Annotated in this window: 24 protein-coding genes; 14 read left to right on the forward strand and 10 right to left on the reverse strand. The window is 50.7% G+C overall.

The window, feature by feature from the left end; all coding sequences use genetic code 11:
- Nucleotides 1-22: 22 nt before the first annotated feature.
- The 3 genes from ACX93W_RS11190 to ACX93W_RS11200 all read left to right on the forward strand — a co-directional run bounded on the left by ACX93W_RS11190 (nucleotide 23) and on the right by ACX93W_RS11200 (nucleotide 4,461).
- Nucleotides 23-961 (forward strand): carbohydrate ABC transporter permease, encoded by a 939-nt coding sequence (locus tag ACX93W_RS11190; protein ID WP_459392454.1) that lies wholly within the window; start codon nucleotides 23-25, stop codon nucleotides 959-961.
- Between the two features lie 204 nt (nucleotides 962-1,165).
- Complete coding sequence (locus ACX93W_RS11195) at nucleotides 1,166-2,725, forward strand: ABC transporter substrate-binding protein (RefSeq protein WP_459392455.1); 1,560 nt, start codon at nucleotides 1,166-1,168, stop codon at nucleotides 2,723-2,725.
- A gap of 188 nt (nucleotides 2,726-2,913) precedes the next feature.
- Nucleotides 2,914-4,461, forward strand: a complete 1,548-nt coding sequence (locus tag ACX93W_RS11200; RefSeq protein WP_459392456.1) for an ABC transporter substrate-binding protein — start codon at nucleotides 2,914-2,916, stop codon at nucleotides 4,459-4,461.
- 195 nt (nucleotides 4,462-4,656) lie between these two features.
- Here the strand turns inward: ACX93W_RS11200 and ACX93W_RS11205 are convergent, their stop codons facing one another.
- Nucleotides 4,657-5,220: a C40 family peptidase gene (locus ACX93W_RS11205; protein WP_459392457.1), complete on the reverse strand. Its 564-nt coding sequence runs from the start codon at nucleotides 5,218-5,220 to the stop codon at nucleotides 4,657-4,659.
- 259 nt (nucleotides 5,221-5,479) lie between these two features.
- Here ACX93W_RS11205 and ACX93W_RS11210 point away from each other — a divergent pair, with 259 nt between their 5' ends.
- From ACX93W_RS11210 to ACX93W_RS11235, 6 genes are all read left to right on the forward strand, one after another.
- On the forward strand, nucleotides 5,480-5,779 hold the full coding sequence (locus ACX93W_RS11210) for a LiaF transmembrane domain-containing protein (protein ID WP_459392458.1): 300 nt from the start codon (nucleotides 5,480-5,482) through the stop codon (nucleotides 5,777-5,779).
- Nucleotides 5,780-5,797: 18 nt separating this feature from the next.
- Nucleotides 5,798-6,484, forward strand: a complete 687-nt coding sequence (locus ACX93W_RS11215; protein WP_459392459.1) for a PspA/IM30 family protein — start codon at nucleotides 5,798-5,800, stop codon at nucleotides 6,482-6,484.
- Entirely contained in the window at nucleotides 6,472-6,999 is a 528-nt protein-coding gene (locus ACX93W_RS11220; RefSeq protein WP_459392460.1) for a PspC domain-containing protein, read from the forward strand. Before ACX93W_RS11215 ends, ACX93W_RS11220 begins: the two co-directional genes overlap by 13 nt.
- Nucleotide 7,000: 1 nt before the next feature.
- Nucleotides 7,001-7,732: a PspA/IM30 family protein gene (locus ACX93W_RS11225; RefSeq protein ID WP_459392461.1), complete on the forward strand. Its 732-nt coding sequence runs from the start codon at nucleotides 7,001-7,003 to the stop codon at nucleotides 7,730-7,732.
- Nucleotides 7,733-7,867: 135 nt separating this feature from the next.
- Nucleotides 7,868-8,881, forward strand: coding sequence for a sensor histidine kinase (locus tag ACX93W_RS11230; protein ID WP_459392462.1), 1,014 nt, complete (start codon nucleotides 7,868-7,870; stop codon nucleotides 8,879-8,881).
- A 32-nt stretch (nucleotides 8,882-8,913) separates the two neighbouring features.
- Nucleotides 8,914-9,564: a response regulator transcription factor gene (locus ACX93W_RS11235; protein ID WP_459392463.1), complete on the forward strand. Its 651-nt coding sequence runs from the start codon at nucleotides 8,914-8,916 to the stop codon at nucleotides 9,562-9,564.
- Here the strand turns inward: ACX93W_RS11235 and mobB are convergent.
- Nucleotides 9,530-10,114, reverse strand: coding sequence for a molybdopterin-guanine dinucleotide biosynthesis protein B (gene mobB / locus ACX93W_RS11240; protein WP_459392464.1), 585 nt, complete (start codon nucleotides 10,112-10,114; stop codon nucleotides 9,530-9,532). The genes ACX93W_RS11235 and mobB overlap by 35 nt on opposite strands.
- A 205-nt stretch (nucleotides 10,115-10,319) precedes the next feature.
- On the opposite strand from mobB, the gene ACX93W_RS11245 reads away from it, so the two are divergent.
- A complete protein-coding gene (locus tag ACX93W_RS11245; protein WP_459392465.1) occupies nucleotides 10,320-11,435 on the forward strand; it encodes a GGDEF domain-containing protein in 1,116 nt (371 codons plus the stop codon).
- Between the two features lie 20 nt (nucleotides 11,436-11,455).
- Here the strand turns inward: ACX93W_RS11245 and ACX93W_RS11250 are convergent, their stop codons facing one another.
- Together ACX93W_RS11250 and ACX93W_RS11255 are read right to left on the reverse strand one after the other, a co-directional pair.
- Nucleotides 11,456-12,130 carry a hypothetical protein gene (locus ACX93W_RS11250; RefSeq protein ID WP_459392466.1) on the reverse strand — a complete coding sequence of 225 codons (675 nt, stop codon included), beginning with the start codon at nucleotides 12,128-12,130 and terminating at the stop codon, nucleotides 11,456-11,458.
- A gap of 145 nt (nucleotides 12,131-12,275) precedes the next feature.
- Entirely contained in the window at nucleotides 12,276-12,728 is a 453-nt protein-coding gene (locus tag ACX93W_RS11255; protein ID WP_459392467.1) for a hypothetical protein, read from the reverse strand.
- A gap of 90 nt (nucleotides 12,729-12,818) precedes the next feature.
- Here ACX93W_RS11255 and ACX93W_RS11260 point away from each other — a divergent pair, with 90 nt between their 5' ends.
- The 4 genes from ACX93W_RS11260 (at nucleotide 12,819) to ACX93W_RS11275 (ending at nucleotide 19,565) form a co-directional block, all read left to right on the forward strand.
- Nucleotides 12,819-13,838, forward strand: a complete 1,020-nt coding sequence (locus tag ACX93W_RS11260; protein WP_459392468.1) for a hypothetical protein — start codon at nucleotides 12,819-12,821, stop codon at nucleotides 13,836-13,838.
- Nucleotides 13,839-13,982: 144 nt separating this feature from the next.
- Nucleotides 13,983-15,539 carry a glucose-6-phosphate dehydrogenase gene (gene zwf / locus ACX93W_RS11265; RefSeq protein WP_459392469.1) on the forward strand — a complete coding sequence of 519 codons (1,557 nt, stop codon included), beginning with the start codon at nucleotides 13,983-13,985 and terminating at the stop codon, nucleotides 15,537-15,539.
- A gap of 69 nt (nucleotides 15,540-15,608) precedes the next feature.
- On the forward strand, nucleotides 15,609-17,195 hold the full coding sequence (locus ACX93W_RS11270) for a peptide chain release factor 3 (RefSeq protein WP_459392470.1): 1,587 nt from the start codon (nucleotides 15,609-15,611) through the stop codon (nucleotides 17,193-17,195).
- A gap of 447 nt (nucleotides 17,196-17,642) precedes the next feature.
- The gene (locus tag ACX93W_RS11275; RefSeq protein ID WP_459392471.1) at nucleotides 17,643-19,565 is read left to right on the forward strand and encodes an FAD-dependent oxidoreductase; all 1,923 of its coding nucleotides are present in this window, start codon (nucleotides 17,643-17,645) and stop codon (nucleotides 19,563-19,565) included.
- Nucleotides 19,566-19,660: 95 nt separating this feature from the next.
- On the opposite strand, the gene cntE is transcribed toward ACX93W_RS11275, so the two are convergent.
- The 6 genes from cntE to cntA all read right to left on the reverse strand — a co-directional run bounded on the left by cntE (nucleotide 19,661) and on the right by cntA (nucleotide 26,146).
- Nucleotides 19,661-20,938 carry a staphylopine family metallophore export MFS transporter CntE gene (gene cntE, locus ACX93W_RS11280; protein ID WP_459392472.1) on the reverse strand — a complete coding sequence of 426 codons (1,278 nt, stop codon included), beginning with the start codon at nucleotides 20,936-20,938 and terminating at the stop codon, nucleotides 19,661-19,663.
- Between the two features lie 113 nt (nucleotides 20,939-21,051).
- The gene (locus ACX93W_RS11285; protein WP_459392473.1) at nucleotides 21,052-21,795 is read right to left on the reverse strand and encodes an ABC transporter ATP-binding protein; all 744 of its coding nucleotides are present in this window, start codon (nucleotides 21,793-21,795) and stop codon (nucleotides 21,052-21,054) included.
- On the reverse strand, nucleotides 21,782-22,603 hold the full coding sequence (cntD, locus tag ACX93W_RS11290; protein WP_459392474.1) for a staphylopine uptake ABC transporter ATP-binding protein CntD: 822 nt from the start codon (nucleotides 22,601-22,603) through the stop codon (nucleotides 21,782-21,784). Before cntD ends, ACX93W_RS11285 begins: the two co-directional genes overlap by 14 nt.
- A gap of 4 nt (nucleotides 22,604-22,607) precedes the next feature.
- Complete coding sequence (gene cntC / locus ACX93W_RS11295; RefSeq protein ID WP_459392475.1) at nucleotides 22,608-23,501, reverse strand: staphylopine uptake ABC transporter permease subunit CntC; 894 nt, start codon at nucleotides 23,499-23,501, stop codon at nucleotides 22,608-22,610.
- Nucleotides 23,502-24,434 (reverse strand): nickel/cobalt ABC transporter permease, encoded by a 933-nt coding sequence (opp1B, locus tag ACX93W_RS11300; protein WP_459392476.1) that lies wholly within the window; start codon nucleotides 24,432-24,434, stop codon nucleotides 23,502-23,504. It abuts the gene before it with no gap.
- A 14-nt stretch (nucleotides 24,435-24,448) separates the two neighbouring features.
- Nucleotides 24,449-26,146 carry a staphylopine-dependent metal ABC transporter substrate-binding lipoprotein gene (cntA, locus tag ACX93W_RS11305; RefSeq protein ID WP_459392477.1) on the reverse strand — a complete coding sequence of 566 codons (1,698 nt, stop codon included), beginning with the start codon at nucleotides 26,144-26,146 and terminating at the stop codon, nucleotides 24,449-24,451.
- Between the last annotated feature and the right edge of the window lie 245 nt (nucleotides 26,147-26,391).

Here is a 26,391-nt window from a genome sequence, read left to right on the forward strand (position 1 = left end):
ACTATAGAATGGAGGTGCCTTCATGGAAGCAATAGAGAAAGCGCCAGTGCAAAGCGGCTCCAATCCGCAAAATAAGCTGAGCAAGCCGGCAGCGTTTGGCATACAGGCTTTCTTCATCATCTATTCCTTGATCTGTATCATTCCCGTGGTTCTGATCATTATGGTTTCCGTCAGCGACGAGTCTGCGGTTATTCGCGAAGGTTATCAATTCTGGCCTTCCAGCTTCGATCTTGGAGCTTACGAGTTCCTGTTCAAAGATCCAACGCAGATTATTCGATCGTATGGAATCTCGATTTTTGTTACGGTAGTCGGCACGCTGCTAAGCCTTATTATTATGGCTTTGTACGCTTATCCGATATCCAGAAAAGATTTTCCGCATGCCAAGTTTTTTACCTTCTTCGTCTTCTTTACGATGTTGTTCGGCGGCGGTCTTGTTCCATGGTATCTCGTTTACGTGCAGATGCTGGGGCTTAAGGATAATATCTGGGCGCTTATACTGCCACTTATGATATCAGCGTTTTTTGTACTCATTATGCGCACGTTCTTCATTACAACCATTCCCAACGCGGTTTTGGAATCTGCCAAAATCGACGGCGCGGGCGAAATGAAGATTTTTATCAAAATCGTATTGCCGCTGTCGCTTCCGGTATTGGCTACCGTCGCTTTGTTCCAAACGTTGACGTATTGGAACGACTGGTTCCTCAGTCTGGTGTTTATTACAAAGGACGCCAATATCACCGTGCAATATCTCATGTACAAAACGATGCTCAACATTCAGTTCCTGGCTAACAACAGCACGGCTGCCGCAGCGATTCAAGCTGCGGGCGGAACGTTCCGCTTCCCTAGCGAAACCGTGCGCATGGCAATGGTAATCGTCGGCATTGGCCCAATTATCTTCGCTTATCCGTTCTTCCAGAAATATTTTGTCAAAGGTCTTACGGTAGGCGCTGTTAAAGGCTGATCCACCCTGTGCTTGAACAAGAATGCTTGCAAATGACAAGGGTCCTCCCGGTTAAACCGCAACAGGCGGAAGCCGGGAGGACGGCTTCCTTCCGTATTCGGCTATTACCGGTTTAAGCCGGTCTAGCATAGATGCTTTATTACATGAGGGGTTTTTTACAGGCACAGACGAAAGCGTTATCACAATTTGGGGAGGTTTATTTGGATGAAGAAAAAAGGTAAGCTCAGTTGGTATGGAGTGCTTGCGCTGGTTATGGCTACGGCGCTTGTGTTGTCCGCTTGCTCCAGCGGCGGAAACAGCGGTAAAACAAACGGGGGCAATGAAGGCAATAAAGGAGCCACCAGCACTCCAAGCGAAAGCAGCAATAACGGTGATTCCGGCAGCGGCGAACTTGCGCCGCACAAGTTGACGCTCGTATATCCGGGTTCTCCGCAAACAGATGAAGCCGTAGTTGAGGAAGCGCTTAACAAGCTGCTGACTGAAAAAATCAACGCAACTATCGATCTGATGCCAATCGACTGGGGCGCATGGGATGACAAAATCAACCTGATGATCGCCGGCCGCGACGAAGTAGACATCTACTTTACGGCACAATGGAACGGCCATGCCAACAACGTGGCAAAAGGCGCGTTCATAGCTCTGAACGACTTGCTTGACGAATACGGCCAAGGAATTAAAGATAGCCTTGATCCCGCTTTCCTTGAAGGCGCAAAAATCAACGGCAAAAACTATGGCGTGCCAACAAACAAAGAGCTTGCGTCCGCAGGCGGTCTGGTTTACCGCCAGGACGTAGCTGACGAGCTCGGCATTGATATGAGCAAGGTAAAGGGTCCCGAAGATCTGGATGCCGTATACGCAATCGTAAAAGAAAAACGTCCCGACTTGACGCCGCTGTACACGAACGGCGCGGTATTCAATGCTCACTACTTCGGCAACTATGACTTCTTGGGCGACTCCACAATCCCAGGCGCAATTACGAAGGATACGGACGGCACGACTGTTCAAGCCGTTGAAGATTTGGACCGCTACAAAAATTATCTGACTCTGGCTCGCGATTTCTACACGAAGGGCTATATTAATGCAGACGCGGCGACTACACAGGTTGCTCCGCAAGATGCATGGAACGCAGGCATCGTATTCTCCACGGTTGAGCCAATGAAACCGGGCAAAGCTGATGAAATTGCCAATGCCGCCGGTATTCCAGGCAAACTGGAGCAAATCATCATGACGGAAAAAACGGTTGCGACTTCCGAAACAGCCGGCTCCATGCTGGGCATTTCCTCGACGTCCAAAGACCCTGCTCGCGCAATGATGCTGATCAACCTGCTGCATACAGACAAAGAAATCAACAACCTGCTTAACTTTGGTATTGAAGATGTTCACTACACGCGCAATGGCGAAATCATTACGCCAACCGATAAATCCGGCGATTACTCCCCAGGTTCCGCCTGGATGTTCGGCAGCCAGTTCCTGAACTATGTATGGAACACGGAAGCTCCGGACAAATGGGAGCAATTCAAAGCATTTAACGAAGGCGCAATTTCCTCGCCAGGTCTTGGCTTCGTATTCGACAGCGAGCCTGTTAAATCCGAAGTAGGCGCATTGGCAAACGTAATCAAGCAGTTCCAGAAGGCTGTTGAGACCGGTTCGGTTGATCCGGAGCAAGGGCTTAAGGACTACCGCAAAGCGCTTGACGAAGCTGGCCTTGCCAAAGTTATCGCTGAGAAGCAAAAGCAATTCGACGAGTTTCTTAAATCAAAATAATTGATTTGGACCGTTAGCTTCGGCTAACAACCAGCCAGGCGCCTCCTGTATCGCTGTTGCAGCGTTGCAGGAGGCGTTTTTTGCTTTTTTATTAAACGGAGGCAACATATTGCAATTTAATCTCTATGGCTTACAATATAAGATATCGCTTTATTTTCCAAAAATCCAAAGGTCAGGAGGAGTAGAACTTGAAATCAAGTCTTGCTGCAAAGCGGGCCTGCATCGGATTGCTGCTGCTCCTGATCCCTTTAATGCTTGCTGGCTGTTTTTCATTAAACAGCAATGAAAGCGCTTCTCGAGATCATCTGGACTCTCCTGCTTCATCCAAAGCGCCTCAGGACTACTACACATTAAAGCTGGTTTTTATGGGGCCGCCGCAAAATGACGAAAAGCTGGTGGAGGACGAAATTAATGAATACCTGGAGGAGAAAATAGGCGCCCGTCTGGATTTGGTCCCGATTGATTGGGGACAATGGGAGGATCGCACCAATTTGATGATCGCTTCGCGCGAAAAGGTCGACATTATTTTTACGGCGCAATGGAGCAAACACGCCGTTAATGTCGGAAAAGGCGCTTTTCTGGAGCTATCGGACCTGCTTCAGCAATACGGCGCGGGCATAATGGACAGTCTGGATCCGGTTCTGCTGGAGGGCTCCAGAATCGACGGAGGAATCTACGGGATTCCGACCAACAAGGAGATGGCTTCCCAAGGCGGAATTATTTATCGGGCAGACGTTGCCGACGAACTTGGCCTGAATATGGATGCCGTGCATAGCGTTGCGGATCTTGAAGAGATATTCAAAACGGTTAAGGAAAAAAAGCCCGAGATGTTTCCTATTTATATGAAGCTGGGCGAAACCTTTAACGCTCATTATATTGGCAATTACGACGCGCTTGGGGATACATCGATTCCCGGCTTTATTTTAAAGGATGGAACAGATACAGTTGTGCGCCCGAATTATGAAATCGACCGCTATCTTGAAACCTGGCATATTACAAGGCGATTTTTTTTGAACGGTTATATTAATGCCGATGCGACGACCAACCAGACCATGAACATGGATGCGCTTGGAGCGGGCAATGTGTTTGCGATTACAAGCTCCCTAAAGCCGGGCAAAGCCGAAGAAATCGCCATTCAGATCGGGATGGTTGGCAAGCTGGCCCAGAAGGAGCTTAATATCAAAACGATCGCAACATCCGAGACGGCCGGAGCGATGCTGGGCATATCATCAACCTCGGATAATCCCGTTTTGGCCATGAAGCTGATCAATTTGCTGCATTCGGACGCCTACTTGAACAACCTGCTTAATTACGGCATTGAAGGCCGCCATTATGAACGGGTTGGCGATGGCGTGATCAAGCAAATAAAAGGAACGTCGGATTACAATCCCGGAGCCAACTGGATGTTCGGCAATCAATTTCTGAACGATGTTTGGGATACGGAAGCGCCGGATAAATGGGAACGGTTCCGCCAATTCAATGAACATGCGACGTTGTCGCCGGGACTTGGTTTTGTGTTTGACAGCACGCCGGTCAAATCGGAGGTGGCGGCCGTCGTCAATATCGACCGTCAATACCTGAGCGCGCTGGATACGGGGTCGGTGGATATCGACAGCGTGCTGCCGGATTATATTCAGAGGTTAAAAGCGGCAGGAATCGAAGTGATCATCAAAGAGAAGCAAAGGCAGTTTGACCAATTCCTGCGAGAGCGGGGCGAGCGGCAGCAGCGGCAGTAACAGGTCAGATTTGCGCCGCTCTAGCCGTGGGCTTTGGCATCATCCCTTTGATTGCAATCGGCATTATGTTGCCGAGCACCGCATCAAGCGGCAAACGCCCCGTCTATCCGTAGCGGCCTGTTGTGCCAACGGGATATGACGGGGCGTTTGATTTCTTAGCGTCAGACCATTAGTGCAATTTCGGCAAGCAACCTTCTACAGTACGCTGCCGCCAAAAATCATGCGGTATTCCCATTGGGTTCCCTTGATGGAATCGACGCGAACGCCGCCGCTTTTTTTGGAATACGTGTGCAGGATTTTGCCGTCACCGAGATACAGTGCAACGTGCGTAACCTTTTGCTTGGATTTAGTCAACGCGGCATAGCTGGATTTACTTGAGCCTTTGTAGGACATAAAGAAAACCAAATCGCCGCGTTTTAGGCTTGACCAGCTTGTTTTTACGGTAGAATTCTTTTTAACGTATGAGGCCTGTGTGGCCGACGAGCCCGGAATCGAAATGCCCGCCGCTTTTTTGAATATATGCTTCACAAAATCAGAGCAGTCGAAGGTTGTTGTCGTGCTGCGATTGGAGCCGAATTCATAAGGCGTGCCTCTATACTTGGCGCCGAGACTAATCACCGATTCGATTTTCGATGAAGATGACGCTGCTGAAGCTATATGAGAGCCAATTCCCGCCGGAAGAGGGATAACGCCTGAGGTCAGCACTGCGGTCGCGACGACGCTTGCGGCTATCGTTTTTTTGATCAGACTGGATTTCATGGTATGCACCTCCTGGTTGATACCTACACCCTAACACAGGCTTTGGAGCCGTTTTAAGCTGTAAAATATGGGTGCCAAGCCATCTCTGCCCCTGGAGACTGGTACGCTGCTCGACCTAAGTCCAGTTCAAAAACCGCCGAAAGTCCGTTTTGCCAACGGTTTGAGTGATCTATACTAAGTACATAAGCAAGCGGCACGAAAGCTTGCATGAGAGTGAAAATGAATAAATTCTAATAGAAGAAAGGAGCGGAAATTGACTATGAATGGAAAAACGACATTAGGCGCGCTGCTTGTTCTGGTTGGCGGGTTGGCGGCGCTGAAGTTCTTCAACATTAATTTTGGAGCCGTGTTCGGCCTGTTGCTTCCCTTTATTCTGATCGGTTTTGGCATATTGGGTTGGGTGAACGGCAAGAAATGGATCGGCGGCACTTTGGCCGCGATCGGCGGATTTATGTTGCTGGGCAAGCTTGGCGGTCTGCTGATGCTGATCGTTGCGGTAGGCCTGATCGTAATTGGCATCTCGTTGTTCAAAAGCAGCGGCAGCAGAAGAAGTTATTGATAGAAGGAGGATGATGGGATGAGTATCGTGCGTCGCATTCGAGACATTACAGTAGCTACATTAAATGAACGGCTGGAAAAAGCGGAAGACCCGGTTCGCATGATCGATCAGTTCCTGTGGGCAACCCGGGAAGATATTATAGAAGCAGAAAAGCTGTACCAGCAATATGCGGGACACAGCAACCATCTCAGAAGCCAGTGGCTGCAAGCCGAAGGGCAAAAGGAGCGCAGGGAGCAGCAAGCGATGACGGCGCTCAAAGCGGGAGAAGAAAACCTGGCCCGGATCGCTCTGCACGAGAAAACAAGCTTCGAGGAGCGTTCCGCGCAATACCGCGACTTGTACGAACAAAGCCGCCAGAACACAGTGGATTTGGAAGAGCAGCTGAGGGAAATGCGCAGCGAATACCAGATGGTGTATGACAAGCGTGAATATTACCAGGCAAGAATGGAGTCGCTTCGTCTTCAGCAGCGTTTGAATCACAGAGCGGCGGGAAGCTTTTCCGAAAATGGAGGCAATCCCGGCTCCATGTTCCGCCGGATGGAAGACCGGATTTCGGATCTGGAGCATGAAGCGCGCAGTCTGCGCGATGTTCGGCGCATGGGGCAGGAATATAACGGCGGAGCTGAAAATTCCGTTAAGGCAGTAATCGAACGCGAGCTTACGGAATTGAAGCGAAAGCTTGAGAAGGAAGGATGGTCGTCTTGAAAACACTCTATCGTTCCAGACGCGACAAAAAAATATTAGGACTTTGCGGCGGCTTAAGCCAAATGTTGAATGTAGACGCTACGCTCATTCGGATATTGCTGATCGTCATAACAGTTCTGACAAGTGGAACGGTGATACTCATTTACTTGATTGCAGGCATGGTTGTGCCGAAGGAACCGCCGATTTACGGCGGACACGGCCCCGGAGGATACGGCGGAGGTTATGGAGGGCACGGCGGTCATGGCGGCTTCGGCAACCCGGGCCACCCGGGCGGATTCGGGCAAGGAGGCGCTCCCGGCGGCTTCGACCCACGCAGCCAAGGCTTTGGCGCACCGCCGCCGCCTGCTGGATCTGCGGGTAACGGCAACTGGACTGCCCGTCCTAACCCTCAGACGCCTCCTCCCGCAAATGCGGATTTCGATACGATGATGGATGATCTTGAGAAAAAAGCGCTAAGACGCGAAATTGAAGAACTGAAAGCAAAAATGGCTAAATACGAGAAGGGAGAATCATAATATGGGAATCTTTAAAAGAATGAAAGACATGACGAAGGCATCGGTGAACGAGGTATTGGATAAACTGGAAGATCCGGTAGTTATGCTTAATCAGTATTTGCGCGATATGGAATCGGAAATTCATCAGGCTGAGGTAACGGTCGCGAAGCAAATGGCCAACGAGCGCCGCTTGAAGCAGCGCCTCGACGATGCTGTCCGTAATTCGGCAGACCGCGAATCCAAAGCGGAAGCGGCAATCCGCGCCGACCAGGAAGAGCTGGCTCGCAAACTGCTGGAGGAAAAGCTTTATTTTGACCAAAAGATCACGGAATACCTGGAGCTTCACGCTAGTGCAAAGGATCAAGCCGGCGAGCTTATGAATCAGCTGCACGGCATGAAGGAAGAATTCTACCAGCTGCGCAACAAGCGCAATGAGCTGGCATCCCGTGCTCAAGTAGCCAAGGCGCAAAAGCAAATGGCTCAGCTGAGCACGACGAACACGATTGACAGCGGCACTGCGGCAAGAGGCTTCAATCGCATGGAAGAAAAAATCATGCAGCTGGAAGCGGAAGCCGATGTGCTCCGCACGCCATACGGCGGATACGGCAGAAGCGGTTCGGCAGCTCCCGTCAGCACGGCTGATCTGGAGAAGCGTATGAAGGTTGACGAGCAATTGCAGGCGCTTAAAAGCAAGCTTGGCGGCACGTCCCCTGCCCCTGCGCCGGAAGTCAAGGATGGTTCGGAAGAACAATAATACCGTCATTCCCTTCACTACAAAAAAACGAAATGAAAGTGGCGGACCGGCTACCGGTCTGCTCTTTCATTTGCAGAGAAGGATAGCGGTCCGCAGCTTGTCTGATGCGGACCGGATACATAAGGAGCTGGATGCATGAGCGCGGAGGATCGGGACAAGCAAGAAAAGCGGAACGAAGGCAACCCGGCAGAGGAAGCCAGCACGCGCAACAGGGTGGAGACTCTTTTATGGCTTTTTCTTATTGTGAGTATTAGCGTTATTGTGCTGCAAGGCCTGAATATTATAAACTGGATACCATTAAAGGGAACCTGGGCCGTGACCGGCCTTGCTCTGGCAGGCATGGCGCTTGCTGCTGCTACGCTTAAGGGGTATCTGCAAAATTCCAAGCTGAAGCAGTCACTGAAACGTTTGACGGAGCAGCAGCGTAAACGATATTATCCGGTTACGCTGGAAGCGGGCGAAGAAAGCGAAAATATGGCGGATCAAAGTCTGCAAAGCGACCCCGAATGGACGGAGAAGGTGAAGTTTACCGCTGTTATCGAAGAGAGGCAGCGACTGGCTCGCGAGCTTCATGACGCGGTCAGCCAGCAGCTGTTCGCGATTTCGATGACGGCTACCGCTGTCAGCCGCACAATCGAGCGCGACTGGGAGCGGGCAAAACGCCAGGTGCAGCTTATCGAGGAAATGGCCGCAGTCGCTCAATCGGAAATGAGAGCGCTGCTGCTGCATTTGCGACCGGTTCATCTGGATGGGAAAAATTTGGGCCAAGCGCTGACTTTGCTTGTTGAGGAACTAAAACAAAAAGTTCCCATGGCGATTCAGTTGGAGGTTGACGAATCCATTGTTTTGCCGGCAGCTTCGGAGGACCACTTGTTCCGGATCGCGCAAGAGGCATTATCCAATACGCTCAGGCATTCCAAGGCGGAGAGCATGTCGATCAAGCTGTTCCGTCTCGATCATAAGGTGCATATGACGCTTCAGGACAGCGGTATCGGTTTTGATCTGGAAGCGAAAAAGCAATCCTCTTACGGCTTGCTGACGATGGAGGAACGGGTTACGGAGCTTGGCGGAGGACTGCAGGTCATTACCCAGCTGGGTGAAGGCACAACCATACATTTGTGGGTGCCGGTGGAGCCTTTAGCGCATTAGCCCGATAGACAGGCGAAAAGAGGGGGAGAACGGTGGAGAAACCAATTAAGGTATTGCTTGTGGATGATCATGAGATGGTGCGTATCGGCCTTGCGGCCGTGCTGGATACGGAGGACGGAATCGAAGTGGTGGGAGAAGCAAGCAACGGCCACGAAGGCATCAGGCTTGCATTGTCCTATAAGCCGGATGTGGTCCTCATGGATTTGGTTATGGACGGGATGGATGGCGTGGAAACAACGGCCAAGCTGCTCCAGCAGCATCCCGACTGCAAGGTGATCGTGCTGACCAGCTATATAGACGACAGCAAACTGTACCCCGTTATCGAAGCGGGAGCCTTCAGTTATTTGTTGAAAACATCGCGGGCCAATGAAATCGCAGAGGCAATCCGTGCGGCGGCCCGGGGGCAGTCGGTGCTGGAATCCCAGGTGGCCGCCAAAATGATGAATCGCTTCCGCCAGCCCAAGCAGCAGACGCAAGCGCCGCTGCATGACGATTTGACGGAACGCGAGATGGATGTGCTGAAGCATTTGGCGCAGGGCAAATCCAATCAGGAAATAGCCGATGAATTGTTTATTGGCGTCAAAACGGTCAAGTTCCACATTACCAACATCTTTAACAAGCTCCATGTGGATGATCGCACCCAGGCGGCTATTTATGCGCACAAGCAAGGGATTGCTGAATAAATGCCAAAATGGCGTGATGGTCATCTCTGTTAAACCTTGGTACTGACGATTGGCGAGACGTGTTTAAAGCTTCTGCCAATGGGCCGTCCACAGGGATATCGGGCCAAATAATGTAGGCTAGCGGATTTGACGAGGACAAGAGTAATGAGGCGTCCTCCTCGCGACGCAGCATAATAAGTTTGGGATAGTCCGCTTGTTTAAAGCCCTCAAGTATCACATAATCGCAATTTGGCATGTTCTGCAGCAGCGATTCAAGGGAATCCGGGTTTCGTTTTAGAATGGCGGTACGTGTCGAAGAGACGATAGCCGTTATGTCCGCCCCGGCGGATTGATGGAGCCAGGTGTCCGTAGCTGGCTTGTCCATCTCGAATTCATGGGCATCGTGTTTAATCGTGCCAACCGTAAATCCGGCCTGTTTTAATAATTCCGTCAACCGGCAGACCATCGTGGTTTTGCCGGTTTTTTTGTAGCCGACAACCTGAAAAACCGCGGGTGTTTGCCCCCGGCTGCCCGTTTGATGCAATGGGATTATGATGTCTCGATCCGTCATTTCGGCGTTCCTCCACTACAGAAGTTCGGCTGCCTGCGCAGCTCTTTTCTTAACTATATAGGGGGAGCGAGAATGCTGCAAGGAGGGAGGAAAGATACCTTGTTGCCTAACCGGCAACCTAACTTTTGCGGGGGTATGTCAAGGTTCGACAAGGATATGCTATAATGTGTGTCGGTATATACGTATAATTCTGAGGTGAAACTTGTTGAGATCGAAACATTCCGTGTTAATGACGGAGCAGGAGCAGCAGAGACAAGCGAAGTGGATGAACTGGTACATGCGCATATACTGGCTCGTTATTCTGGTTCATTTTTTGGCTCAGCTGGGAGCTTATCTGTTTTTACCGTACGAAGCATCGGCAAAGGAGTTTTACCTTCACGTATTGGCATACCCGACACTTCTGATGGCTGCGATTAATGGAGCTTCGCATCTGGTCATGAAATTATCCCGGCGATGGGGATTTTATGCCATTTTTTCATGCGGCACGATGGTGTCGGTCGTTATTATCGATGTAAACACGGATATTCGAATTATCGTTGCAATTATGCTTCTTCCTATTTTGGCCTCGACTACTTTTTACCGTATCAAGCTTACATTGATGACGGCAGCCCTTCAGTTAGCCGCTTTTGCTGGTTTGTATTATTGCAATGCCAGCTTCCGAAGCTATACAACCCATTTTGACCTGATCGCCTACCCGTTATTTCTGATGATGGCTACAATAATCTCTCTGTTTATTATTTTGAGAGGGCGGGAGCTGGCCAGTGATTTGCGCGAAATGCTGCTTGCCAAACAAGCACTGATGATTGAAAACACAATAATGCAGCAGCGTTCCAAAACGGATGCGTTGACAAAGCTGTTTAATCATATTTCCTTCCACGAGTTTTTTGAACATGCCATTCAATATGCCGGCCAGGAAACGCCCTTCCATCTAGCGATTGTCGATATCGATAACTTCAAGCAGATCAACGACACCTTTGGACATCAGACAGGCGACCTGATGTTGGCAAGAGTGTCCGATTTAATTCGCGCGCATATGTCTCCCATCGACATTCCGGCCCGTTACGGGGGAGAAGAATTTGCCCTTCTGCTATTTGATCAAACCTTTACGGAAGCGTATGACAAGATGGAGAGGCTGCGCCGAGAGCTGTCTTTTACGAAACATAAGGAGCTTGGCGGCAAAGCTGTAACGGTAAGCATCGGCTTAAAAAGCTGGTCGCCGGATGAGAGTAAGGAGAGCTTGTTCGAAGCGGCCGACAGCTTGCTTTATACCGCCAAACGAACCGGGAAAAACAAGACGGCCACGCCGTATCATCTGAGCTAGGGCGTGTATGACGCCTGATGTTAAATAGATTTATTGAGTACGACTCCCCGCAGCGGAAGCGGCCAATAGGATTGAGATGCTCCATAATACAGGGCATAGGGATATGCGGCATGAAACGGAACCTTCAGCAGATCAACCGGATATTGCTGCTCGGCGTAGGATAAAGCGGTTTTAAGCTCGTTCAAAAGGCCGTCCGCCCCCAGCAGCAGCCGCTTGAGCCCCTCTGTATCGGACAATAATTCGGTTCGTTCCGCAGAATCTCCAGAACGCGCGCTATGGTGCAGCCCCAGTTTTTTTACCGCCGGATGGCGAAGGGCAAGCTCCATGACTTCCCATATTTCCTCCCGCAAAAAAGTACGTTGTCTTGCATAAGCGCTTTCCCATTCGGCGATGCTGGCCGATAAACGCTGCAATTGTCCAGCAACCTCGCCGGGATGCTGGATGCCTTCTCTGCCACCCAAGTCGCGCTGCATTTCCGTTAATTGCTTCACGGCTCTTTTGCTGAGCGCCAGCCATTCCGCCGCGCCGCCGGCAGCTTCCGCATACCCCTTGTCCCATCCTTCAGTTGGTGCAATTCTACCGCCATCGGCGGCTTCGCGCACGGCGTTAAACTGGGCATACCGGTTCACGGGCTGAATCGGTGAATAATGCGGGCTTCTTTCAATGCTTCTAATAGATCGAATATAAGAGGACATAAGGCACCTCCTGATTGAGTGGTTAGGTTTCATTAGTGATTATACGTTATAACGAACGATTATGTTGTCGAAACATGTTGTCGAATGCTTCTGTATGTAAAGTTGGAAGGAGATGCAGCGCAGTGTTTCACTGCGCTGCTCCACATTAGACAATTCGGACAAGAAATAAAATCTCATCCAGATTCAACGTAATAAGGCCGCTATTTTCCTCGTTTTTTTCCCGCGCAGCAGGATTGGAGACTTTTTTCGCGTACTTAGTAGTAGAGGATTTTGTGGACGCCTTTACTCTTTTTTTCTTCTTTTGCGTGATTGGAGCGCTGGATTCAGTTGTTCTTTGGTGTTCGTTGGTATTGGCATCATGTTCCTGATTTTGTCCGTCTGTGCTGATGTCGGCATTGCCAAAGTGCCCGGGATAATGATTCAGCCGGGAATTGCCTGGATTGTAAGGCGAACCAAACCCGATATCCAGTTGAATGGCGCTTGCGCGGCTTGTCGCCAGCGTGCCAACGTAACGGATGCCGCTTTTCATAACGGCGCAAACGGGCAACCCGCAATAACGGGCGATGATATCTTCATTTAAAGGATAAATTTGTTCCATTCCTGCCTGCCACCTTTCTTATGCTGCATGCACCCATTGTATTCATCTGCGGGCGAATGTGTACGAAAGCAGACACGGGAGGGGTTTATTATGTATATACCACCGCGATTTTTTTTGAAACCGGAACCAAAGGGCAAGAGCAAAAAAAGGAAAACAGCACCTTCCAGGCCGGGAAATCCGGAGATGGGTTCTATCGCTGGCTTGTATCGCGGCGCGGCTTCGCCCCGGTCTGTCGCAAACATGGATCGACGGAACAAAGCTTTGCGCGGAGCGGGGGTTGCTGGCCTTCTTTTGGCTGGATTGCTGGTTCTAGGCTTTTTCATGAACAGGGATGTTGCTGCACCTGTGTCCCCCATAAAAGCGGTCGAGCATGATATGAGGCTGCTCTGGGACTGGAGCGACGGCTTATTGGAGGGCGGAGCCGCAAACGCTGACTGGAGCATCCGGGTTGATGCGGAGATGTCGGGTACTGATTATGAAACCGCAAAACAAGGAACGGGTGATTCCGGTTTAGCTTTTGGCGAAACGACGGGAATTGCCAGGCGGCTGGCTTCGGAATGGTTTGCTGGCGGCGCTAGCGGGATGGGGGCTACGGTTGTCCGGAATGAAGGGCGTTCCGCAACAGTTACCTCTCCGGAGTTCAGCGATGTTGCCATTACGATTCATGATGCGGGCTTCGAAGACGGGAAAATCAGGCTTGTTTTGCTGCTGGAGCATTCGGGACAGGCCGGAGGGGAAGCAACGCCGGATTCGCTTTTGACTGCGGCCTCAAGGCTTGCGGAGAAAATAGAGAGCAGAGTCGCCATTGTCGGAACAAGCTTCAAGGTTCACGGATTCACGCGGACAGAGGGAGCGGCGCAAAGCCTGCAGAGACTGGCTTTGGCGGAAAACCTGGAAGTTTACAACGAAGAAGGAACATTCAGCGCAACGATGTTTTCGGGCAAATTGCGACATGCTGCGGGGCTGGGCGGGCGGCGCAGCGCCAATCTCCAAGTATCGGAGCATAATTATACGGAGAGCGACTCGGTCGAGCTGACGATTGGCGTCCCCCTTATTTCGGGAGACTTCAGTGGAACCGATGCCGCAAAAACCGCACAAAATGGTGACTAAACGCCACTTTTCCAATCAGTAGAACTTGTATTGCTTATCAGTATTTTTTATGGGTCGATTAATGGCGAATTGGAATTGAATATGATACACTACATAACATGACAATGCAATGCCTAAACTATATATAGAAAGAATGAGGAGTATATGACTTACAATACTATTCCCGATTCCATTTCACCGGAAGGCGCTGTTTATTATCTCTTCGGAGCAACAGGCGATCTGGCGCGGCGCAAACTGTTCCCGGCTTTGTTCAGTTTATATAAAGAAGGCAAACTGTCTGAAAATTTTGCCGTTGTCGGTTTGGCGCGCCGTCCGCGCACGAACGAGCAGTTCCGCTCCGACCTGTACGAATCCATCAATGAGTTTTGCCGCTATCGCGCGGACGACGCAGAGCTTTGGAACAAGTTCCAGGAGCACTTCGTCTATATGTCGCTGGACATCAATAACGTTGACGGCTTCCGTGAACTGAATTCGTTGTCTTCGGAGCTTGACCGGAAATTCAATATTCCCGGCAATCGCCTGTTCTATCTGGCGCTGGCTCCATCGCTGTTTGGTCCCGTTTCCTTTAACTTGCGCGACGGCGGGCTTCTGGAGTCCGCGGGCTGGAATCGGCTCGTTATCGAAAAGCCGTTTGGCTACGACCTGCCTTCGGCGCAAAAGCTGAACGAGCAGCTTAACCAGGTCTTTAAGGAAGAAGAAATTTTCCGCATCGACCACTATCTGGGCAAGGAAATGGTGCAAAACATTCAGGTAATCCGATTTGCGAACGCCTTTTTCGAGCCGCTTTGGAATAATAAACATATCGCCAACGTTCAGATTACGCTCTCCGAGACGGTAGGCGTAGAAGAGCGCGGCGGCTATTACGACAAGTCCGGCGCCCTGCGCGATATGGTGCAAAACCACATGCTGCAGATGCTCACGATGATTTCAATGGAGCCGCCTAGCCGTCTGCATGGCGAAGATATCCGCGACGAGAAGGTTAAGGTGCTTCGTTCGTTGCGCGGCTATCAATCCAGCGACGAAGTGCGCGAGCATGTTGTTCGTGGACAATACACAGCCGGCTCCTCCGGAGAAAAACAACTGCCTGGCTACCGTGAGGAGGAGTCCGTCGATTCCGAATCCACAACGGAAACTTATTTTGCGGCAAAAGTATTTGTGGACAATTTCCGCTGGGCTGGCGTTCCGTTTTATATCCGCACGGGCAAACGTCTCCCTGTCAAATCGACGGAGGTTGTGGTAGAATTCAAATCGATGCCGGAAAACGTACTGTTTGCGCAAAAGCATGATTTGTCGCCAAACCTGCTTGTTATTCGCGTTAACCCGATGGAAGGCATATATATTAAAATAAACGCCAAAAAACCTGGCTCCGACAATTCTGTCCAACCGGTAAACATGGAGTTTTGCCAAAGTTGCCAGATCGGCATTAATACGCCGGAAGCTTATGAGCGATTGATTCATGATGCGGCGCGCGGCGATTCCACATACTTTACCCGTTGGGATGAAGTTTCCCACGCATGGGAATTTGTTGATCGCATCGCCCAAGCATGGCGTGAAGAAAAAGGCGATCTGCAATATTACCCGGCCGGCTCGTGGGGACCTCAAAAGGCAGAAAATCTGCTGAGCGAAGACGGCTTCCATTGGTGGCCCGTAAACGGCCAAGAGGAAGACAACGTTATCTGGATCACCAACAGCCGCAGATAATCGGTTAAATGAATGTAAGCTAATGAATAAAGGTTTAAAATGTCCGGTTTTTGTGAAGGGAAGTCAAGGATGAATCAATCATTAAATGAAGAAATAAAACAGGAAGTGGACAAAAGACGCACCTTTGCGATCATTTCCCACCCTGACGCAGGGAAAACAACCCTGACCGAAAAGCTCCTCCTATTTGGAGGGGCCATTCGGCTTGCCGGCTCCGTTAAAGCGCGGAAAGCAAGCCGCCACGCAACGTCCGACTGGATGGAAATCGAGAAGCAGCGGGGCATCTCCGTCACATCATCGGTGATGCAATTCGACTACCTGGGCCATCGCGTCAACATTCTGGATACGCCTGGTCACCAGGACTTCTCCGAGGATACCTTCCGTACCTTGACGGCCGCGGACAGCGCGGTTATGTTGATCGACGTTGCAAAAGGCGTGGAAGCGCAAACGATCAAGCTGTTTCAGGTTTGCCGCAAACGCGGCATACCGATTTTTACGTTTATCAACAAGCTGGACCGCGAGGGCAAAAGCCCGTTTGATCTGATGGAAGAGCTGGAGCAGGTACTGGGCATTCGCTCCGTTCCAATGAACTGGCCTATCGGCATGGGCCGCGAGCTTAGCGGCGTTTACGATCGCATGAAATCACAGGTGGAGTTGTTCCAAGGGAATGACCACTCCACAATCGAAGTGCGCAAAGTAGGGGATTATAACGATCCCATCATTCGTGAGATGGCCGGTGATTATTTGACGGATCAGCTGATCTCCGATTTGGAGCTGCTTGACGTGGCAGGCGATCCTTTTGATTATGAAAAGGTGCAAGCCGGCGAACTGACACCGATCTTTTTCGGCAGTGCCGTCAATAACTTCGGCGTACAAACGTTTCTGGAAAACTTCCTGCAGCTGGCGCCAAAGCCAACGCCGCGCAACAGCCTGAGCGGACCAATTGATCCTACCGGCGAAAAGTTCAGCGGCTACGTCTTCAAAATCCAGGCGAACATGAATCCGGCGCATCGCGACCGCATCGCGTTTCTGCGCATTTGCTCGGGACGTTTTGAACGCGGCATGAGCGTTCGTCATATTCGGGGCAAAAAAGACATTAAGCTTTCGCAGCCTCAGCAGTTTCTAGCTCAAGACCGCGATATCGTTGAAACGGCATATCCGGGCGATATAATCGGCTTGTTTGATCCAGGCATTTTCCGGATCGGAGATTCCTTATCGCAAGGCAGCGAAATCGTTTTTGACGAGCTGCCAACGTTTTCGCCTGAAATTTTCGCCAAGGTAACGGTGAAAAACGCCCTGAAGCACAAGCAATATCAAAAGGGCTTGGACCAGTTGACTGAGGAGGGCACAATTCAGGTGTTCTATTCCACTGGCAATTTTGACGAAACGATTCTTGGCGTTGTCGGCCATCTGCAATTTGAGGTGTTCGAGCATCGGATGAAGGCGGAATACGGCGTTGATATTCAACTCCATCGCATGACGTTCCAGTTTGCCAGGTGGATTATCGACGATAAGCTCGATCCATCCAAGTTCCGCATCAACTCAACGCTCGTGAAGGACAAAAAAGACAACTATGTTGTTTTGTTCGAAAACGAATACGCGATGCGCACAGCTATCGATAAAAACCCTACCGCGAAGTTTCTGGAAACGGCGCCTTAATTATGTACCGGCCATGCAGCGTGCAAGGGGCAGTTTAGCACACAAGTGGCTGTCCAGCGCGCAAGAGGCAATTTAGTATACAAAGAGCCTTAGCGTCGCAAAAACCGCTCGTCATGTTGCAGCTTCATAGTTGATTAATTTTACCAGTCTTAATCATGGTTTAGCCAAACCTTCTGAAGGCATCCTAAAAATGCCTTCAGAAGGTTTTTTTGGTTAGACCTAATAATCAGTGCTTGATTTCAACCGGGGTGAAACTCTGTTATTCGTTTGTACTGTCTCCTTAGGATTAGAATGTATATTTTCAGAAAAAGTTAAGTCTTTTTTTCGATATAGGCATGGGAATGACGCTATACTATAACTTGGCGAATCTATCAAAAGTTGAGCTGTATCCAATACTAGTCTATAATAGTTGGGATGCAAACTGGAAAAGGAGTGTATGCGAAAACAATGAAGGACAGGAAGCTTGCTATTGGATTGTCGTTTGGACTTTTGCTGATTGTGATTGCCGGTTTGTTTTATGTGGGGTTAGGAAAGGACAAGGGGAAAGAAATAAAAGAACCCGCAACAGAAGTGAAAGAACTGCCCCAAACCGAGGTGTTGAGCGAGTCTTATGATGTAATCGTTGTGGGAACAGATCCTGAAGGCGTTGCGGCAGCCGTATCGGCGTCGCGCAACGGTTTGAAAACGCTGTTGATTGACGGCAAAGGCCGTGAAGTGCTTGGCGGCTTGTTTACGCAAGGCTGGCTGAACAGTCTTGACATGAACCGGATGCCGGATGGCAAGGACTATTACAATAAAGGCATATTCAAGGAATGGTTCGACAAAATCGAAGGTGATTCCTTTGACATTACAACGGCTGCCAATGCATTCCATGAATTGGTGGAAAACGAAGAAAATATCGATGTTAAGCTGGGCATGAAGGAAATTAAACCCGTAGTCGAAACGATAAACGGAGCCCTCACGGTAAAAGGCATTAAGGCCATTGCCGCTGACGGCACGGAGCTTTCGATTGGAGCGCCGTCTCTGATTGACGCGACTCAAGATGCCGATATCGCTGCGGAAGCAGGGGCGGAATTTACGTTTGGCCGCGAGGATATCGGTGACGATAAGCTGCTCATGGCAGTTACCCCTGTGTACAAGCTGACAGGCGTAACGCAGAAGGTTTGGGACGGCATCAAAAAGACGCTGAACGGCGATGATGATCCCGGTACCGGCGCCAATGACGAAAGCGGCTGGGGCTATAAGGAAATGTGGGATTATGAACCTACCAATCCAGAGCGCATCCGTACGCGCGGCCTGAATCTTGGACGCCAAAATGATGAATCCATTTTGATCAATGCGGTGCAAATTTTTGGAGTCGATCCGTTCGACCAAGCTTCGATCGACGAAGCTTACGAAATTGCGCGCAAGGAAATTCCTCTGATGGTGGAGCACATGAAATCTCTGTACCCGGAGCTTGAACCGGTTGAATTAGGCGAGCTTGCGCCAGAGCTTTATGTGCGCGAAACACGCCACTTGATCGGTGAATACCGTCTATCCATGGTTGATCTGCTGGAGCAGCGCCGCCATTGGGACGATATTGCTTTTGGCTCGTACCCGGTTGATATTCAAAGCACTTCCTCCGCCAAAACGGATCGGGGAGCCGTCGTCATGGCGCCGCATCAATATGGAGTGCCTTTTGGCACGCTGGTGCCGCAAACGTTGGACGGCCTGCTGGTCGTTGGGCGCGCGGCAAGCTTCGATACGCTTCCTCACGGAAGCGCGCGCGTTGTGCCGTTAGGCATGGCAACGGCGCAAGCGGCTGGAGCAGCCGTCAAGCTGGCCCAGGAAGAAGGCATTACACTGCGTGAACTGTCGGCTTCCGAAACTCTGATCACAGAGCTGCAGAAACGTCTGACTGATCAAGGTATGGATCTGAATCCTCCTGCGGTGCCTATGTATGATTTTATGAGCCACCCCGCTTATGAAGGCTTGAAGGCTGCCGCCAGTATGGGGATTGCGCAAAGCGGATACACAAATGACTTTCAATTGGACGCGGAGTCCAATCCAAGAAGAATGCAATACAATATAAACGGATCCGCCAAAGCTCACAAGACGGTATTTCCTAATCCCGTCACCAAAGCAACGGAAAACATGACTGACGATGAAGCTGCCAAAACACCGCTAACCTTGCAGCAAGCAGCTTATACTCTGGCGCTGTCGATGAATACGGAAGCAACGCCTGAAACGGCGCTTGAATTCCTGAAGACAGGCGGCTGGGTGAAAGACGAAACCATCGCTGCAATCAAAAATCAAGAAAGCTTGACCAACGGCGATGTATACATGATGCTGAAGGATGTTCTGGCAGCACATGGCATCAGCTACAATTAAGCAAGGATCGGCGCAAGCCACCAAAAAACCGTATCCTCATTAAAATGGGTTGTCCGTCTACAGCGCAAAAGCTGCTAGCGGACAACCCTTTTTTCTCAGGAAGCTTGAACTTGAGGACGGCGGGAATAACCAAACACAATCATGGCTCCCGCTAAAACCGCACAAACGCCGTACATGACAGAATAGGAGGAAAGATCCGAAACCGGCCCCATCACGATGCCCCCGAGCGAAGCTCCTAAATCCGCGGTTGCAATAAACAGGCCCAGCAAAACATTGCGGCTCTCCCCCGGCAGCACGAAGGTCAGATAACTTGTTAAAGCGGGGTACAAAAGAGCCTGCGCGGTCCCCATTAACACGGCGCCGCTGTAGAAAAACATAATGCCGCCTGTGGAAGCATAGCTGACGGCCAGCGCAGCCGCGGTCAGCATAAGCATAATCGTCATAACAAATTTGGAGTGCCACTTGCCGTCGGAAGGGATATGCTTGCGCAGAAAAAAACGGGATGCAACGATGGCGCTTGCCTGAAGCATAAGGAAAATAGCGCTGCCGCCGCCGGGCACCTCTCCGGCATAAAGCGGAACAAAGGTTGTGGCGGCGCCGAATACAACAGAAGCCGTCAACATCAGCACGCTGCATTTGAATAAATGACGATTACTAACCATCAAGGCATAGGATTGTAAAATGGCTGTAACCGGCTTGCCGGTACCGGCGGGATCTCGGGTACTGGCAGAATTGACCGGATTGCTGGCATGATTCAGCTTTTCGGCTTTGCCGTCCTCGGATTCACCTGTCTTATCGCGATTGGGAGGCGGCGTGGTTCTCTGTTCCAATTTTACGCTAATTCCTGTACTGGCAGTCAGAACGGCAATAACCACCATAGCTGCTGTAAAAGAATACCCGCTGTTGCCCTGCCAGATGCCGATTGCAAACAGGGGGCCAATCACGCCCGGCAAATAGGCGCAGAGCGAATAAAGGGAGATGCCTTGCGAACGATCCTTCTCCGGCAAAGCGTCTATAATGCCAAGCTGCAGGGCCATCGAAAAAAACGCCGTACATACCCCTTGGAGCATACGCGCCGCAAAATAACCCTCCAAACCGCTGAACGTATAAATGAGCAGCGCCGCGCCATTCAGAAGCAGAATAATTCGCAGCACCTTAACGGAGCCATGGGCTTGAATAATCATCCCGGCCCAAGGGCGAATGAGCATCGTGGTAAACAGGTAAGCGCCCATTACAAGTCCAATCGTCGTATTGCTGGCTCCAAGAGCCGCGCCTTTAAGCGGCAGCAGGACATTCAGAATGGAGTTGGCACCAAAATAAAACAACGTTAATACATACAGCCGCAAAAACGGCCACGCTAAAGCTCCTTTCAATTCTAAAACTCCTTCTATTAAAATTGGATATTGCTGAATTTCTGCTAGCGACTTTGTCTGTTTGGACGCAGGTTCAGCTTAGGAATGGCTTAAGGATGCCGACTCGCAGAGCATTACAAAATAACGCCGTTCAGCAGCTTTTTGGCATAAGCTGTCTTGACCGACCGCAATTGATCGGTGTCTACGATTTCCTTAATTTCGCCGCTTTGCATAATCATCAGCCGGCTGCACAGATAGGCGGCGGCGCCGATATCGTGCGTAATAAAAATAAAGCCCATCCGGCGCTTTGAGGCGAGTCCTTTTAGCAGCTCCAGGATTTGCATTTGCACCGAACCGTCCAGCGAGCTGATGGCTTCATCAAACAGAATGCATTGCGGTTCCGTGGACAGTGCTCGTGCGATGCATACCCGCTGCGCCTCCCCTCCGGAAAGCTCATGTGGGTATTTGCTCCGGTAGGAACTCTCTAGTCCAACCTGCTCCAGCAGAGTATCCAATATGGGGTAGGGAGGTTTGCCGCTTTTTCCGGTATGGAGAAGAGGCTCCAGCAGCGCTTTTTCCACGGTATAAAAAGGGTTGATGGAGGACGTGTAGTCCTGAAATACGGCGCTGATGACGCCACTGCGATTTTTACGGTCGGTAATGGCTTTGCCGTTCCACAAAATGCTCCCCGCATCCGGCTTTTGAATACCCAGCAGAAGTCTTCCCAACGTGGATTTGCCGCTGCCGCTTTCTCCGATAATGCCAAGGCATTCGCCCGGCGCCCACTGAAAGCTGATGTCCGAAAGAACGGAGTGGCGTTTTCCCGAAAAGAAGCCGCCGCTGCGATACGATTTATACACGCTGTCAATGGTGAACAAAGCTATCGCCTCCCATTAAATCCCGGAAATGCTGGTTCACCGAATCTTTGGACGTTACGAGATAGCGGGTATACTCATGGCGCGGGGCATTAAAAATGTCGCCAGAGGCACCTTTTTCAACAATGACGCCGTTCCTCATAATGATGACTTCGTCCGCGAGTTTTTTGACGCAGCCCAAATCATGGGAAACAAAAAGCATGGCACAGCCGATCCTTTCCCGGAGCAGGGCAAATTGCTGCAAAACCTCATATTGTGAAAGCGTGTCGAGCGCCGTCGTTGGTTCATCGGCAATGACAACATCCGGCTCCAGCACGATTGCGAGGGCGATCATTGTCCGCTGCAGCATTCCGCCCGATAGCTGATGAGGGTAGCTGTTCATGATGCGGAGGGGGTCATTCAGCTTGACGGCCGCCATTGCTTTTGCCATTTTACTCATCATGTCGCTCCGGCCCCAGCCATAATGCCAACTCAGCGTTTCCCGCAAAAAGTCGCCAATCCTGAAGGAGGGGTCAAAAGCACGCATGCCGTTTTGTAAGATCATGCAAAGCTGCGAGCCTCGTCGCCGGCGCATCTCCTTTTCCGTAAGGGCGGTCAGATTGACATCGCCCAGCAAAATGTCGCCGGATTGGCGCAGCCCGGCCTTGTTCAGACGCATAATCGCCCGGCAAGTCAACGATTTGCCGCTGCCGCTTTCTCCCGCGATGGCAAGACATTTGCCTTCCGGAATCGTAAAAGAGCTATTGGAAACCAAAGTGGCGCCGGAACGGCTGTCCGAAATTCGCAGCTTCGATACGACCAAATCTTTCATGCCGCTACGCCACCTCCCGTTCTTTTAACCGTGCCGGAATGGTGGTACCCCGTTTTTGTCCAAGGGGGCGGGAGCTCATTAGCTTGGGGTCCAGCATACGCTGAAGACCATCCGATAGAAAGTTGACGGCGGACACAACAAGGACGATGGCGATACCTGGCGCCAGCATCAGCTCCGGCTTGGAGAACATGACGCTTCTCGCTTCGTTCAGCATCATGCCCCATTCCGCGTTGGGAGCTTGAATGCCGAGTCCCAGAAAAGAAAAACCCGATATTTGCAGAATCATGGAGCCAAAAGAGCTGCTGGCCACAACGGCGATATCCGGCAGCGAAACGGGCAAGATATGTTTGGTCATAATGGCGGTTCCGGGAACGCCAAGCATTTTGGAAAAACGGACATAGTCACAATCGCAATATTGCATAACGGATGTTCGGATGATGCGCGCAAACCAGGCCCATTTCATCAGCACAAACGCAACTAATATATTTTCCAGCCCGGCCCCCATAATGCCGATGACCGCCAAGGTCATGACATAGCCTGGAAAAGAAAGCATGACATCGCATAAGCGCATCAGCAGCATATCGGTTTTTCCCCTAAAATATCCGGCGGCAAAACCTGCTATCGCGCCGATGCCAACCGATGCGGCCAATGCGGCCAGCACCCAAAGCACGCTGGGGCGAATGCCGTATATCAATCGGGACAAGACGCAGCGTCCCAAGTGATCATTGCCCAGCCAGTAGGTCCAGGAAGGTCCTGCAAAACGAAGCTCCATATGAACCTCGGCAGGATGATGCGGCGCAACCCAGGGAGCAAAAATGCCGGCCGCAATGACAGACGCTAAAAAGGCGCAGCAGGCGGCAGCCCATTTATCGCGGCCCAGTATATGTAGAAGCTTCATTCAGCGATCCATCCTTAATTTGGGATTCATTGCGGCATTTACGAGGTCCGACAGCGTATTAAAAATAACAAAGGTGACGGCGAGAATCAGCACGTAGGCCTGAATGACGGGATAATCGCGGCTCAGAATGGCTCTGACGCTAAGCGAACCCAGTCCCGGCCAGGCAAACAGATTTTCCACAACAACCGTGCTGCCCAAAATGATAGGAATCGCCATGCCGAACACGGATACGGCGACTTGCAGCGAGTTGCGAAGAATGTGTTTGGTGACTCTCGACTCCGGCAAGCCGTTTGCTCTTGCATACAGCACATAGTCTTCATTCATATTGCTCAACATAGAGCTCCTGATCACGCGGAAATAAACGCCGGCAAAGCTGATTGTAATGACGGCTACCGGCAGGACGTAGCTTTGCCAGGAGTCCATGCCGCTGGTCGGCAGCAAATCCAGTTTTACGGAAAAATACCAGACCATAAGCGTTGCCAGCCAATAAGGCGGCATGGAGGTCAATAAAAAGGCAGTCCCTCGAATGCTTTTATCCAGCATCCGGCCTTCCCTTAAGGCTGAGCCAACGCCAAGCGCAACGGACAAAACAACGATGGCGGCCATTGAAACCAAAGTCAGCTTCAACGTATTGAGAAAAGCCGGTCCAAGCTGGGACCAGACCGGCAAGCCGGTCACATAGGAGCTACCGAAATCAAACTGCAGGCTAGCAAGCAGCCAGTTGCCATACCGGATCAGAAAAGGCGCGTTCAATCCGAGCTTTTCTTTGGTTTCGGCAATTAGCGCTTCCGTTATTTGGGGCACGCCCTGCGCGTGCAGGACGGCCTCGGCTGGTTCAACGGGGGATAGATGATTCAGTCCAAAAGCCAAAAACGAAATAACGATCAGCAACGGAAAAGCAAGGGCAACCTTGTCCAGTACATATCTGCTCATTGGCAGTGCCCCGTTTATTGAAAGCCCATTTTTTCAAACGGCAGCTCGTATTGGGTTTGCTTAAAGGAAATGTGCTGTAGATCCCTTGGCGCTACGATTGTAACGATTCCATTGGTAAGCGGGATAAACACGGCTTCGTCATGAACAATGGTCAAAATATCTCTGTACAGCGCCTGCCGGCTTTGCTCATCCGACGAAACCATAACTTCGTTGATTTTGTCGTACAGCTCATCTGCCTGAGGTATTCCCTTTGTCGTATGCAGATAGGACGATTCTGCGGTAAAAGCGGAAATGGTGCTTTGCGGGTCATAGGCCAGCCCCCAAGTCTGATTAAACAGCAGCTCGTAATCGCCCGTCGCTCTCCGCTTCGCTACTGAAGAAGATTCTTCGCCAACAAGCTTTAGCTCAATGCCGGCTTTTTTGGCCGTGCTCTGAATAAACTCGGCTTGTGTCTTTTGGGAAGGAGAAGCGGCGTCATAATATAGTTTGATGCTTAGACTGCGGCCGTTTTTGGAACGGATGTCGCTGCCGTTCTCCGCTTTCCAGCCTGCTTCCTCCAGAAGCTTGATGGCGGCCTCCGGGTTATAGTCCCGTTTGCCCAGGCCGATATCGGCATAGTTGACGTTGGAGGAAAAAAGCGACTCGGCGGGTGATTCCGTACCGTTAAAAATCTCCTTGCTGATGGTTTCCCGGTCGATACTTTGCCAGAGGGCTTCCCTGACGGCTTTTTCAGCGACGGGGCTATCGCTTTTGCCGCTGTTCGCCACAATCATTTTGGTATTCATGGCCTTGCTTGAGATGATTTGATAATCGCGGTCCTCCGCTAATTGGCTCATCGCCTGCACATCGATGCTGTCCGCGCCGCGGTCATCGGTGAAAATAAAGTTGACCTCTCCTTTTTGCAGGGCCAAAAGGGTGGTTTCCCCGGCGGGAAGCACTTTTGCTGTTATTTTGGACACTTGCGGAGCTTCTCCCCAATAGTTTTCATTGGCTTCAAAAAGCGCATATTGATCGGTTTTATGCTCTGCGAGCTTGTAAGGGCCCGTTCCGTTGTAGCCCGCCACGCCGTCTTTTGTCCCGCCAGCTTTAAAATCATTTGGCGATGTGAAGGCGTAAGGTCGAGTCATGGCCAGTTCCAGTAGAGTGGGGTAGTAGGCCTCTGTCAGATCCAATTGAACGGTATGATCGTTAACGGCATGGACAGCGGCGATTTTGGCCGCCAGCTTGATCCAGGCATGTTTGGCGGCGTTGGCCTGTACGGCTTCGATATTTTTAATGACCGCTTCCGAATTAAATGGGGCTCCGTCGTGGAAGGTCACGCCTTTTCTCAGATGAAACGTATAAGTTTTGCCGTCGGGAGAAATATCCCAGGATTCCGCCAACAGCGGTTGAATGCCATTCTCCGTGTTTTCGACCAGCGACTCAAAAACCATGCCTGTTGCAGGGATGGAGCCGGCATATAGATGCGGGTTGATATCGTTGATATCTTTAGCCGTAGCGTAAATAATCTCTTTTGGGGTGGATTGCGAAGTGTTGGCGGTACCGTTGTTTGCGGAATCGTTGTCTGTGATATCGTTGTTTGTGAAATCAGCATTTGCTGAATTTGCATTTGAATGACCCGCGCCGCTTTTTGTTGTGTTTGTGCTGCAAGCAGCCAGCAGCAGTGCCGCAAGCGCTGCTAAGGTAAGCAAATAAATCATCTTTCTGGTCATGTTAAATCCTCCTGGGTTCTATTTTATTCGATAATAGTAATCATTACGAATAGTAATAGGTAAATATTAGCGAAGACCCAGGTTTTCGTCAATAGCCATTTTTGTCGCAGTTAGGAACGATATAAGTTCGACTAAAGAAGCGGCGGACTCCTCTGCCGCCACTATTTAGTTGAACTTATATAGAGTGTCGAAAGAAATGTCTTGATCGGCAGCGGTTATCGTATTTTATTTGGAGTGGATAGGGT

Source organism: Paenibacillus sp. CAU 1782, assembly GCF_054551715.1.